This window comes from Streptomyces sp. NPDC089799 (assembly GCF_040684755.1).
Lineage (GTDB): Bacteria > Actinomycetota > Actinomycetes > Streptomycetales > Streptomycetaceae > Streptomyces.
Window position 1 is genome coordinate 1 of the sequence record NZ_JBFBGR010000067.1, and the last position, 13,090, is coordinate 13,090.

The 13,090-nt window shown below is 72.8% G+C and carries 6 protein-coding genes; 2 read left to right on the forward strand and 4 right to left on the reverse strand.

The features are described 5' to 3' along the window. From AB0O36_RS36495 to AB0O36_RS36505, 3 genes are all read right to left on the reverse strand, one after another. Nucleotides 1-3,013: amino acid adenylation domain-containing protein (locus AB0O36_RS36495; RefSeq protein ID WP_365118185.1), on the reverse strand; the 3,013-nt coding region annotated here is incomplete at its 3' end. A gap of 85 nt (nt 3,014-3,098) precedes the next feature. Continuing rightward, complete coding sequence (locus AB0O36_RS36500; protein ID WP_365118188.1) at nt 3,099-6,995, reverse strand: SDR family NAD(P)-dependent oxidoreductase; 3,897 nt, start codon at nt 6,993-6,995, stop codon at nt 3,099-3,101. After that, nucleotides 6,992-7,777 (reverse strand): alpha/beta fold hydrolase, encoded by a 786-nt coding sequence (locus AB0O36_RS36505; RefSeq protein ID WP_365118190.1) that lies wholly within the window; start codon nt 7,775-7,777, stop codon nt 6,992-6,994. The genes AB0O36_RS36500 and AB0O36_RS36505 overlap by 4 nt, the downstream gene beginning before the upstream one ends. 402 nt (nt 7,778-8,179) lie before the next feature. Between AB0O36_RS36505 and AB0O36_RS36510 the strand changes: the two genes are divergently transcribed. Continuing rightward, entirely contained in the window at nt 8,180-8,947 is a 768-nt protein-coding gene (locus tag AB0O36_RS36510; RefSeq protein WP_365118192.1) for an AfsR/SARP family transcriptional regulator, read from the forward strand. 23 nt (nt 8,948-8,970) lie between these two features. On the opposite strand, the gene AB0O36_RS36515 is transcribed toward AB0O36_RS36510, so the two are convergent. Next, entirely contained in the window at nt 8,971-10,494 is a 1,524-nt protein-coding gene (locus AB0O36_RS36515; protein WP_365118195.1) for a tryptophan halogenase family protein, read from the reverse strand. Between the two features lie 179 nt (nt 10,495-10,673). Here AB0O36_RS36515 and AB0O36_RS36520 point away from each other — a divergent pair, with 179 nt between their 5' ends. Continuing rightward, a complete protein-coding gene (locus AB0O36_RS36520) occupies nt 10,674-12,959 on the forward strand; it encodes a DPP IV N-terminal domain-containing protein (protein ID WP_365118198.1) in 2,286 nt (761 codons plus the stop codon). Nucleotides 12,960-13,090: the final 131 nt, after the last annotated feature.

Sequence of the window (13,090 nt, forward strand, 5' to 3'; positions counted from 1 at the left end):
AGAAGTCGTCGTCCACACCGACCCGGTCGGTGCCCAGGACCTCGGCGAAGACGGCCGCCAGGGTCTCCTCGACCTCGTTGGACGGGGCCCGGTAGGTCTCGCCCTTGAACACCGGGGCGGGCAGGGCGGAGCGGTCCAGCTTGCCGTTGGGGGCGAGCGGCAGCCGGTCCAGGACCACGAACGCGGACGGGACCATGTACTCGGGGAGGCGGGCCGCGACGAACTTGCGGAGTTCCGCCATGGACACGCCGGCGGTCAGGTCGACGTGCAGGTCGCCGATGCTCTCGGCGGTGCCCTCGGTGGCGACCGTGCCGACCGGGACGACGTAGCCGACGAGCTGCTTGTTGCCGGCCCGCTCGTGGACGGTGACGACGGCCTGGGCGACGCCCGGGTGGGCGGTCAGCGCGGCCTCGATCTCGCCGGGCTCGATGCGCAGGCCGCGGATCTTGACCTGGGCGTCGCCGCGGCCGGCGTACTCCAGGCGGCCTTCGGCGTTCCAGCGGGCCAGGTCTCCGGTGCGGTACATCCGGGAGCCGGCCGGGCCGAACGGGTCGGCGACGAAACGTTCCGCCGTGAGCCCGGCGCGGCCGTGGTAGCCGCGGCCGACCACACCGGCGACGTAGAGCTCGCCCACCACGCCGGGGGGCACCGGGGTCAGGCCCGCGCCCAGGACGTAGGCGCGCATGTTGCCCAGCGGCTCGCCGATGGGCACGCTGCTCGCCGCGTCCCAGTCGTCCGCGCCCTCCACCGTGAAGGTGCCGGCGTAGAAGGACTCGGTCTGGCCGTAGCTGTTGACCACGCGGACGCCGGGGAACGCCTCCCGGGCGCGGGTGATCAGCGAGGCGGGCAGCGCCTCGCCGGCGAAGACCAGCGTGTCCACCTCGGTCTTGCCGGTGATCTGGTCGAGCACCTCGGCGAAGACGGACGGGACGGAGCTGATCACCGCGCCCGACCAGCTGCCGCGCTCGCCGAGCTCCAGCACGTCGCGGACCACCTCGACGCTGCCGCCGGAGGTCAGCGCCGTGATGATCTCGAACACCGAGACGTCGAAGTTGATGGAGGTGCCGGCCAGCATCTTCGAGCCGGGGCCGACGCCGACCACCGAGGCCAGCCGCATGACGCCGTTGACCACGCCGTGGTGGGTGATCGCCACGCCCTTGGGGGTGCCGGTGGAACCCGAGGTGTACATCACGTACGCCAGGTTGTCCGGGCGCAGCGGCACCGCGACCGGCGCCGGGTCGGACGCGTCCAGGTCGAGGTCGTCCAGGAACAGCTGGGGGGCGTCGTGTCCGGGCAGCCCGGCGGCGGTGGCCGCGTCGGTGAGCAGCAGCGCCGGACGGGCCTGGGAGAGCACCAGGGCGAGCCGGGCGCTCGGGAAGCGCGGGTCGATCGGCAGGTAGGCGGCGCCGGACTTCATGATGCCGAGCATCGCGACGACCAGGTCGGCGGAGCGCGGCAGCGCCAGGCCCACCAGCGACTCGGGCCGCACGCCCCGCTCCAGCAGGGCGCGGGCCAGCCGGTTGGCGCGCTCGTCCAGCTCGCGGTAGGTCAGGGACTCCTCCCCGAAGACCACGGCGGTCCCGTCGGGGTCCACGGCGACCTGCTGCTCGAACAGCTCGGGCACGGTCAGCTCGGGGGTGGTGGCGGCGGTGTCGGCGAAGCCGGCGAGGAGCTCGCGCTCGCCGGGCAGCAGGACGTCCACCGCGCCGACCGGGCGCTCCGGGCCGGTGGCGAAGTGCCGCAGGACCTGGAGGAAGCGGGCGCCGATGTTCTCCACCGTGCCGCGGTTGAACAGGTCGGTGGCGTACTCCAGGACGCAGCGCATGCTGCCGTCGGACGGGTCGACGGCGAAGTTGAACTCCAGGTCGAACTTGGCGGTGTGGGTGGGGACGGCCTCCAGCACACCGGTGACGCCCGGCAGGTCCAGGGTGATGCGGTCGTTGCTCTGCCAGGTGAACATCACCTGGAACAGCGGGTTGTACGCGGTGGAGCGCTCCGGGTTGAGGATCTCCACCAGGCGCTCGAAGGGGGCGTCCTGGTTGTCGTAGGCGGCGAGCGCCTTGTCCCGGACCCGGTCGAGGACCTCGCCGAAGGAGGGCGCGCCGGTCAGGTCGGTGCGCAGCACCCAGGTGTTGACGAAGAAGCCGACGAGGTCGACCAGGGCCTCGTCGACCCGGCCCGCGATGGTCGCGCCGAGCGGGATGTCCTCGCCGGCGCCCATGTGGTGGAGGAGGACGGCCAGGGCGGCCTGCATGACCATCGGGGTGGTCGCGCCGTGCGCGGCGGCCAGCGCCTCGGCGGCCTCCAGCAGTTCGGCGTCGATGGCGAAGTCGACCATGTCGCCGCGGTGGCTGATGACGGCGGGGCGGGGACGGTCCAGGGGCAGGCGCAGCTGCTCGGGGGCGCCGGCCAGCTCCTGGCGCCAGTAGCCGAGCTGCTCGGTGATGACGCTGTCGGGGTCGCTCTCCTCGCCCAGCATCTCGCGCTGCCACAGGGTGTACTCGCCGTACTGGACGGGGAGTTCCTCCCAGTCGGGGGCCTCGCCGTGGACCCGGGCGGTGTACGCCTCGGCCAGGTCGCGGGTGAGCGGGAGCATCGACTCGCCGTCGGCGGCGATGTGGTGGATGTTGAGGACGAGGACGTGCTCGTCGGGGGCGGCGGTCACCAGGTGGGCGCGCACCGGGATCTCGGTGGCGAGGTCGAAGTGGTGGCCGGTCTGTGCGGTGACGGCGGCGTCCACGCCGTCCCGGTCGTCCACGGTGAGGACCGGTATGTCGAGGTCCAGCTGTCCGGCCGGCACGACGTGCTGGGCCGGCACACCGTCCTCGTCGACGACGAAGACGGTGCGCAGGCTTTCGTGCCGGATGACCACGTCGCGCAGCGCTGCGGTGAGGGCGTCCCGGTCGAGCGTTCCGTCCAGCCGCAGCAGGAACGGAATGTTGTAGGTCGCCGACGGCCCCTCGAACCGGTCGATGAACCACAGGCGCCGCTGGGCGAAGGACAAGGGGATCATTTAGCGTCTACTCCTCGATCAATCGTCCTGCGCAAACGTGGCGTTGGGTCAGCAGGACACCACTGGTGACGGATTGGGGTTCGGGTCAGTCCGTCGTGTGTCGTTCGATCGTCGCGGCCATTCCCGCGACGGTCGGCATTTCGTAGAGCTCCTGGGTCGTCACCCGGAATCCGAGTTTGTTGCCGACGAGGGCCAGGAGCCGGGTGGCTCGCAGTGAATTGCCGCCGAGTTCGAAGAAGGAATCGTCCCGGCCGATATCCGTGCGGCCCAGGGCGTCGGACCAGATCTCCGCGAGGTTCCGTTCGAGCTCCGTGGCGGGCTCGGTGTACGTACGGCCCGGCTTGTCCGCCGCGGCGTCGACCAGCAGCCGGGCGGTGTCGACCGCTCCGTAGGCGTCCCTCGGGATGCGCGGCACCTCGGTGATCCGCACCGGTACCGAGAAGCTTTCCACACTTTCCGCGACAGCGGCACGCACGGCGTCAGGTTCGGCGCCGTCACCCGTGTAGGCGACGAGGATTTCCGTCACCTGCAGTGTCTGCGGTACGAGTTCGCCGACGATGGTCTGGTTCTTCAGGTCGAGTCCGACGACCAGGTAGTGCCGGTCGGATTCGAGGGATTCCAGGAACAGGCGGAGGCCGGTGTCCGGGTCGATGGTGCGGTATCCGCGGGCTTCGGCGGCGGCCGAGCTCTGCGCCGCGTTGATGCCGATTCCGGACCACATGCTCCAGGCCAGGCAGAGCACCGCGCGGCCGCGTTCGTGGCGCCAGTGGTCGGCGAATCCGGCGAGGAAGGAATTCGCCGCGGAATAGGCGCCGAAGGAATGTCCGCCGAATTCTCCGTTGACGGATCCGAAGAGCACCAGGGCGGCGCCGGGCCGGCCGTCCAGGACCGTGGACAGGGCCAGGGTGCCGTGGATCTTGGCGGCGTACTGCCGGTCGAAGGTCGCGCGGGTCTCGTGGGCGAGGGTGTGCTTCTCCAGCTCGGCCCACTGGTCCGTCGGGTCGGCCGCGGCCAGGTGCAGTACGCCGTCCAGCGCGCGGCCCCAGCGGGCCTCCGCGGCGGCCACGGCGGCCTGGAGGGCGTCCGCGTCCGCCACGTCGAGCTGCTCGTACGTCACCTGCCCGAGGGCGGACAACTCGGCGAGCCGGGCGGCCTTCTCGCCCGACGCGGGCGAGCGGCCCACCAGGAGCAGGCGGGCGCCGTAGGCGGCGAGCAGGTAGGCGGCGATGTCGTGGGCGATCCCGCCGAGGCCGCCGGTGATCAGGTAGAGGCCGCCGGCGGCCGGCTGCAGGCCGGGCGCGGCGGTGGCGGGAACGGGGGTCCCTTCCGCTCCCCCGGTGAGCGGGACCAGCTTCGGCTGGAGGCGCTTGCCGTCGCGGGCGGCCAGCACACCGGTACGGGTCCGGTCGGCCAGCTCGGCGCGGACGGCGGGCGCCCAGTCGATGGGGCAGGGGTTGAGGTCGAGCTGCCGTACGGCGAGCGGCGCGGCCTCGGAGACGGCGGTCCGGACGAGGCCGGGCAGGTGGCAGGCGCCCAGGTCGACGGTGTCGTGCTGCTGGACCCAGAGCGCGCCCGAGGTGACGACGAGGAACAGCGGCCGGCCGAACTCGCCTTCGGCGAGGACGGAGAGCAGGGCGGTGAACCGGTCGGTGGCGGCGCCGACGCGGGACCCGGCGGTGCCCGCGCGCTCCAGCATCGGCAGGGCCAGCACCACGTTGGCGATGTCGCCGTGGCGGGCGGTGGCCTCGGCCAGCAGGCGGCGCAGGTCGCCGCGGTCCTCGGCGCGGACCCGGTAGACGTCCGGGGCGTCCTCGGAGTACTCGGCGCCGGGGCGGGCGTGGACCAGCCGGCCTTCGATGCCGAGCCACTTCACGTCCTGGTCGGCGCCGATCACCAGGGTGGTGCCGGAGGTCTCCGGGGCGGTCTCCGCGGCGGCCGCCGGAGCGGCGGCGGGGACCTCCACCCACTGGCGGCCGAACAGCCAGGTGTTCCCGGTCTCCGGCTCCTCCGCCGGGGCCCCGGCCAGCCGGTCGGCGAAGGCGCCGGACTTCAGGGCGGTGACCAGCGCGGCGCGCTGGATCTTGCCGTTGCTGGTCTTGGGGAACTCCTCCTCGGTGACCGGGACCACGAGGTCGGGCAGCACCCCGGCCTCGCGGACCAGGACCGCGCGGACCTCCTCGATGGTCCGGGCGACTTCGGCGGCGTTCCGGCTCGCCGGCACGAAGAAGACGGCCAGGTCGTCGGAGCCGGCCCCGGGCTCACGGACGCCGACGGCGGCCGAGAAGGTGACCCGCACCCCGTCGACCCGCTCCACGACGCTCTCCAGCTCGTGCGCCATGTAGTTGATGCCGCGGACGATGATCTGGTCCTTCTTGCGGCCCGCGATCACCAGCTCGCCCTCGTGGACGAAGGCGAGGTCGCCGGTGCGGAACCAGCCGTCGGAGTCAAACGCCTCCGCGTTCGCCTCCTCGTTGGCGAAGTAGCCGTGCATGATCGTGGGGCCGGTGATGCACAGCTCGCCCAGCCGGCCCTCGGGCAGCACCGCGCCGTGCTCGTCGACCACCCGGAGCCGTACCCCGGGGATGGGGCTGCCGACCCGGGAGAGCACCACGGCGTCCGGGTGGGCGGGGTCGAGGTGGGTGATGGCGCCGCCCAGGGTGGCCGGGTCGATGGCGACGGTGCCCGCGGCACGGTCCTCGCGGCTCTGCCGGGTGTAGGTCACGCCGGAGCAGGTCTCGGACATGCCCCAGGCGGGGACCATCGCGTCGGCCGGCAGGCCGTGCGGGGCGAGCAGCTCCAGGAAGCGGTGGGTGGTGGCGGCGACCACCGGCTCGCCGCCGTTGACGATCTCGCGCAGCGAGGAGAGGTCCCAGGAGCCCGCGCGGATCTCCTCGGCGCGCTCGTTGAGCAGCGAGAAGGCGAAGTTGGGCGCCCACAGGTTGGTCGCCCCGTAGCGCTCGATCCAGTCCAGCCACTGGAGCGGGTCGGCCAGGAAGTGGCTGGTCCGGGCGTTGACGTGGCGGCACTGCAGGAAGACGTCGCGGACGTTGTAGAAGGCGACCGTGACGTGGTCGAACGGCATCCAGATGAGGCTGACGTCCTCGCCGGTCAGACCGCAGTGCGCAATGACGGAGTACTCCCGGGCCACCACGCTGGCATGGGTGTGCTGCACGCACTTGGGGACGCCGGTGCTGCCCGAGGTGAGCAGGTTGAGGACCGGGGAGCTCGCGGTGGCCGGGTACCAGTCCCGGTCGGGCTCGTGCGCGGAGAGGGACTCCACGGTCAGGATGCGCACGTCCGGCTCGTCCCAGAGCTCCCGTACGCCGGCCAGCGCGCCGGCCGTGGCGGAGTCGGTGACCAGGGCCGGGCGGCCGAGCAGGTTCCAGGCGCCGAGCAGCTTGCGGTTGACCTCGTTGGGCTTGGTGTACGAGGTGGCCACGGCGACCGGTGTCGGAATGAAACCGCCGAGTATGCAGGCCCAGAACGCGGTCAGGTATTCCTTGTTGTCCTGGAAGACGAACAGGGCGGCGTCCCCGGGGGCGAGGCCGGCGGCGCGCAGGCCGGCGAGCACCCGCTCGGCGTCGGCGAGCAGCTCGGGGTAGCTCTGGTGGACGTCCTCGCCGTCGGGTACGAGGTAGACGGTGCCCTTGTCCGGGGCCTGCTCGGCGGCGGCGCGCAGGGCTTCCTGGAGGGTGGCGGGGGCACCGGCCGGGATGTGCAGGTCGCCGCCGTAGAGCTCGGCCGGGGGCCCGGCCGGAAGATCGGCGGTGAGATCTGCGGGGATTTCGGCAGGGGCCTCGGCGGCCGGCGCCGCCGGGGTCTGCGCCGGGGCGGGCGCGGCCGGGGCGGCGGCGGCCGCGGAGCCGTCGGCGCGCATGCCCTTGCGGGCCACGGCGACCGCGTCGTAGACACCGGGGACGGTCTTGGCGGCGGCGGTGACGGCGTCGAGCGCGCCCTCGCCGAGCAGGTCGTGCGCGGTCATGCGGTCCTCCCGTGGGTGGCGGGGGTCAGGATCCGGCCGGCGATGTGCGCGACCACGTCGGCCGGCTCCTCCAGGAAGTAGAAGTGGCCGCCGGGGTAGAGCTCGGTGCCGAAGGCTCCGGTGGTGAAGTCGCGCCAGCGCTCCACGTGCTCCAGGGGCGCGCGCGGGTCCTCCTTGCCGGTGAGGGCAGTGATGGGGAGGTCCAGCGGGGGCCCGTCCACGTGCTCGTGGAGCTCCCACAGGGCGAAGTCGGCGCGCAGGGTGAAGAGGAGGGACTCCATGACGTCCTCGTCCTCGGCGATCTCCGGGTCGACACCGCCCAGCGAGACCACCTCGGCGGTGAGCTCCTCGTCGGTCAGGTCGTGGAGGCGGGCCAGCCCGCTCTCGCCCGGTGCGGGCTGCGCCGACAGGAACAGCTGCTCGGGGCCGCGCGCGCCGCGCGCCCGCAGCGCCCTGGTGAGCTCGTACGCCAGGGAGGCGCCGCCGGAGTGGCCGAAGAAGGAGTACGGCCCGTCGAGGACCGGACGCAGCGCGTGGCCGAGCACGGTGACCAGCGGGGCGACCTCGGTGAAGGGTTCCTCCGCGATGCGGTTCTGACGGCCCGGAAGCTGTACGGCGACCAGCTCGATCTGCGGCGGGAGCAGCGGGACCCATTCCTGGTAGGCGGCCGCGCCGGCGCCCGCATGCGGGAAACAGATCAACCGGTGGGTCTGCTCCGGGCGCTTGGCGCGCCAGATGTACGGCGTTTCGGGGACCAGTTCCTGATTGTCCAACGGCAGCATCTGCTGGGTACTCCTCGCTCCGGCGAAGGTTTCTGGATCGGGAAGAGCGCGGTCCGGTGTCACACCGCGCGGGTCGACACCCCTGCGCGCGGCCGGAAATTCCGCGTCCGAAGAACGACAGCGACGCTGTCGGCCAGAACCTTACGCTCCCCCATGGCGCGAAGTCGCAGGAGCGATAACGGTGTCCGCTACTCGGCCCTCGACCGTTCAACACCCTCGTTCGGACGCGGCCGGGGAGTCAAGTGCAATCCCTCCGTGTGCTGCCGTGCACTGCCGTGTCCTCGCCTGTCCTGCCGACAGGACGGCCGGCCGACTTCGGGAACGGGACCGGAGTCCGTGGACAGCGTTCCTTTCCCCGGCTTATCTCGTAGGACGTCGATGCGGAGCTGTGAGGGTGTTTCGATGGAATACGGGATTCTGGGACCCGTGGAAGTGCGGGAGGACGGCACTGAAATTCCGCTGGACGGTCCCAAACAACGAACGGTGCTGGCCGCCCTGCTCATGGCCGAGGGGTCTGTGGTCCCCGACGCGGAATTGAGCCGGTTCCTGTGGGGCGACCGCCCGCCCAGGACGCTCAACGCGCAGATCTACACCCATGTCTCGAGGATCCGTAAGGCGCTGGGCCCGCGGGCGCGGATCGTCCGCCGCGCACACGGGTACCTGCTGGACCCCGGCGACGGGGACTCCTTCGACCTGGCGGAGTTCCGCAGGCGTGCCACCGAGGGCCGGCTGGCCCTGGTGTCCGGCCGGCACCGGGAGGCGTCCGGGCTGCTGCGCTCCGCGCTGTCGCTGTGGCGCGGGCCGGTGCTGGCCAATGTGTCGGAGCCGCTGGCGGCGGCCGAGGGGCCGCCGGTCGAGGAGGCCCGGATGTCGGTGCTGGCCGGGCGGATCGAAGCCGACCTGGCGGTCGGGATGCACCCGCAGCTGCTGCCCGAGCTGACCCGGCTGGTCGACCGGCACCCTCTGCACGAACGTTTCCGCGCCCAGTTGATGACGGCCCTGTACCGCTGCGACCGGCAGGCCGACGCGCTGGCCCTCTACGACAGCGGCCGCCGGATGCTCGCCGCCGACCTCGGGGTCGAGCCCGGCCGGCGGCTGCGCGAGGTGCACCGGGCGATCCTCGCCTCGGATCCCGTGCTGCACCGTCCGCTCGCCGCCTCCCGGGACTGACCGTGGACGGATCGGAGCGCCGGTCAGGCGACCATCTGAGAGAAGTACTCCCCCTGCGTGGGCAGGATGCCGGCCAGCGACCGGGCGTCCTCCCGGACCGCGGCGAACTCCTTGCGCGCCACCCCGTCGTCGGCCCCGGCCGCGCCGGGGAGGGACCGGAGCGGGAGGCCGCCGGTGCCCAGCAGCACGCAGGCGTACGCGTCCGGCGTGAGCCCGCGCGGGCCGGCCACGGCCGGGCCGGCCTCCGGCAGCGGGGCCCGGCCGGTCCAGCCGGCGATCCGCCGGGCCAGCGCGGGGGGCACCCGGTGGGTCTTGGCGTCCCGCCAGTACTGCGTGTCCTCCCGGGCCGCGGCCCGGTAGTGCAGCGCGAGGAAGTCGCGGGCCTCGTCGGCCACGCGGGCGACCGAGGCGTTGAAGGCGTCCCGCATCCGGGGTTCGGAGCCCGCCTCCGGGAAGTGCGCGACCAGTTCCTCCAGGGCGTGGTGGACGAAGGAGGCGCCGGTCGAGGCGAGCGGCTCCACGGAGCCGGCCGCCGCCCCGAGGGCCACGCAGTTCTCCTTCCACGCCTGCCGGGCGCGGCCCGGCCGGAGCCGGCCGTGCCGGGCCCCGGCCCCGGCCGCCTCGGGACCGGCCGCGCGGCGCAGCACCCGCTCGGCCTCCTCGGGGGAGCAGTATTCGCTCCCGTACAGGTACTCGATGCCGAACCGGTCCCGGAGCGGGACCGTGCGGATCCAGCCCGCGCCGACGGCGGTGGCCGTGGTGTAGGGGGCGATGCCGCGCGCCCCCATGTCGGCGGGGACCTCCAGGCCGACCACACCGTCGTTGGGCAGGGCGTCCCGGTAGGAGACGTGGGGGACGCCGAGGGCCCGGCCCAGCAGCAGCCCGGGGAAGCCGGTGCAGTCCACGAACAGGTCGCCGGCGATCTCTCCGTGCCCGGCGGCCACCACTCCCCCGATCCCGCCGCGATCGTCGGTGCGCACCTCCAGCACCTCGCCGGGGAGCCGGCGTACGCCCTGCCGGACCGCGTGGGCGGCGAGGTACCCGGCGAGCCGGGCGCCGTCGAAGTGGTAGCCGTACGGGATCTGCCCGGTGTCCTGTCGCCCGGACACCCGGGTGCCGCCGTCGAGCCGGCGCGGGGCCTTGCCGGCGTCGCACAGGGCGGCGGTGACGAAGCAGTCCCGGTCGAAACGGCCGCTGGGGCCGCTCGTCGGCCACCATTCGGTCAGCGGGAATCCGCCGGCGGAGCGGACCTCCTCGAACGGGTGGTAGAAGTGCTGCCCGGGACGGTTCCAGTCCTGGAAGCGGACGGCCATGGTGTACGTGGCGCCGCAGGCGGGCATCCATTCCTCTTCGCGCAGGCCGAGGAAGTCGAAATACCGGCGGATGTCCGCGGACGTCGACTCGTCACAACGGGGTTCCGCGGAACCGTTTTCGAGCAGGGTCACGGAAATCCGGCCGGGGAGTGCCACCCTCAGATATGCGGCGGCCATCCAGCCGGTGATTCCGCCGCCGACGATCACGACGTTCCCGTGATTCCCCGTACCCACTCACGCACCTCGGTTCACGTGTCACATGCCCTGGTTCCGGAACGGATTTCCGATCCGGAATCCAAGGTGACATTCGGTTCTACGAAGCTTCTATACATCTCCTGTCGGTGTCCCGTCGCCGGGACGGCCGACCCGTTCGACACCCCCGTTCAGCACCTTTGAGGAAGGGCACACCACCGATGCACTCGAACGAAATCGACCTGCGGGCCTATCAGACGGCGGAGCGGCTCCTGCGGCACCACCGCAAGGAACTCGTGCGGGGTGACAAAGTGAAGCCCCGCTGGCTGGAGGACGGCAGCCGGTTCTGGTACGCGGTCGCCACCGCCGAGGGGAAGCGTTTCGTCCTGGCCGACCCGGCCACGGGCTCCCGCACCCCCGCCTTCGACCACGAGCGCCTGGCCGCCGCCCTGGCCGAGGCCTCGGGCCAGGAAGTCGACGCGGCCGCGCTGCCGTTCCCGGCGATCGTGCCGACGGCCGACGCGGTGGAGTTCGACGCCTTCGGCGAGCACTGGCGGTGCCGCCTGGACCACTACGCCGTGGAGAAGGCGGAGGGGGCCGCACCGGGCAACCCGCTCGCGGTGCCCGCCCCGGACGGCAAGCACGCCGTCTACCGGGCCGGGCACGACCTGCGCGCGCTGGCGCTGGACGGCTCCAGGGACTGGGCGCTGACCTCCGACGGCACCGAGGACAAGGACTACGGCGCCAACCCCGACTACCTCATGTACTCCACACTGCTGGGGAAGATCGGCCTGCCGCACCTCCCACCGGCCGTGTCCTGGTCGCCGGACGCCACCAAGGTGCTCACGCACCGCACCGACCAGACCGGGGTGCGCCGCACCCACCTGGTGGACGCGGCCCCGGCCGGCGGCGGTGAACCGGCCCTGCTGTCCCCGCGGTTCGCGGTCCCCGGCGACGAGGCGGTCCCGCTCGCCGAGTACGTCGTCCTGGACGTCGAGGCGGGCACCGCCACCTTCGCGCAGGCGGAGCCGGTCGGCGCGTCGATGATGTCGCCCGTCTTCCAGAAGTGGGCCTGGTGGGCGGAGGACAGCTCCGCCGTCTACTACCTGCACCGGACCCGGGACCAGCGCACCCTGAGCCTGCACCGCCTCGACGCGGCCTCCGGCGAGGTCACCACCCTGGTGACGGAGACCGGCGGGACCCGGGTGGAGCCCTCCCAGCAGCAGCTGGCGGCCCCGCTGGTGAAGGTCCTCTCCGGCGGCTCCGAGGTCCTCTGGTACTCGCAGCGCGACGGCTGGGGCCACCTCTACCTCCACGCGGCGGACGGCACCGCGACCCAGGTCACCTCGGGCGCCTGGGGCGTGCAGGAGATCCTGCACGTCGACGAGGCGCAGCGGGTCCTCTACTTCACCGCCTCCGGGCTGGTCGAGGGCAGCCCGTACCGCCGGTCGGTGTGCAGGGTGAACCTGGACGGCTCCGGCTTCGCCCGGATCACCGGGGACGACCTCGACCACGAGGTGACGGTCACGCCGTCCGGGGCGTACTTCCTCGACTCGGCCTCGGCCTCCGACACCCCGCCGGTGATCACCGTCCGGGACTGGACGGGCGCGGTGGCGGTGGAGCTGGAGCGGGCCGACATCTCGCTGCTGGAGGAGGCCGGCTGGAGCCGCCCGGAGGCGTTCACGGTCACCTCGGCCGACGGCACCACCGAGGTCCACGGCCTGCTCTACAAGCCGCTCGGCTTCGACCCGGAGAAGAGCTACCCGGTCCTCGACACCCCGTACGGCCTGCCGACCGCGAACCGGGTCAGCCCCTCCTTCGACCCCGGCCACTACGGCTACGACGCCGAGGCGCTGGCCGCCCTGGGCTTCGTGGTGATCGCCGTGGACGGCCAGGGCTCGCCGGGCCGCAGCAAGGCCTTCCACGACGCCTCGTACGGCAACCTGGGCGACGCCTGCGGACTCGCCGACCACGTGGCCGCCCTGCGCGAACTGGCGGCGACCCGGCCGTGGATGGACCTGGAGCGGGTCGGGGTCACCGGCATGTCCTCCGGCGGGTACGCGGCCGTCCGCGCCCTGCTCCGGTACCCGGAGGTGTTCACGGTGGGTGTCGCGGAGTCCGGCATGCACGACTTCGGGGCGCTGGAGCCGGGTCTCGGCGAGGGCTACCACGGCCCGGTCGGAGAGGCGGACTACGCGGAGGTCTCCAACATCGGGATCGCCGACCGCCTCCAGGGCAAGCTGCTGCTGATCCACGGCGGGCTGGACGACCGGGTCTCCCCGCAGCTGACGCTGCGCCTGGCGGAGCGCCTGGTGCAGCACGGCAAGGACTTCGACCTGGTCCTGGTGCCGGGCGCCGACCACATCTACTTCGGCTACGAGCACTACGTGACCCAGCGGCGCTGGGACTTCCTGGTGCGCAACCTGCTGGGCGTGGAGCCGCCGGCCGGCTTCCGCCTGCCGCCGGTGCCGATCGACATGGAGGCGCTGGCCGAGCTGTTCGGCTGAGCCGGAGCCGGCCGGGCCGGCGCGGACCGATGGGAGGGGGCCCCCGGCCTGGACGGTGTCCGCCTACCTTGCCGCGGACGAAACCATCGACCACGGCCACCCGCTGGTCCAGGAGACCGCGGACGCGCTCT

Excerpts from the sequence above, each read along its gene's own strand:
- AB0O36_RS36500 (WP_365118188.1), bottom strand. The coding sequence starts at position 6,995 with ATGACCGCGCACGACCTGCTCGGCGAGGGCGCGCTCGACGCCGTCACC.
- AB0O36_RS36505 (WP_365118190.1), bottom strand. The coding sequence starts at position 7,777 with ATGCTGCCGTTGGACAATCAGGAACTGGTCCCCGAAACGCCGTACATC.
- AB0O36_RS36510 (WP_365118192.1), top strand. The coding sequence starts at position 8,180 with ATGGAATACGGGATTCTGGGACCCGTGGAAGTGCGGGAGGACGGCACT.
- AB0O36_RS36520 (WP_365118198.1), top strand. The coding sequence starts at position 10,674 with ATGCACTCGAACGAAATCGACCTGCGGGCCTATCAGACGGCGGAGCGG.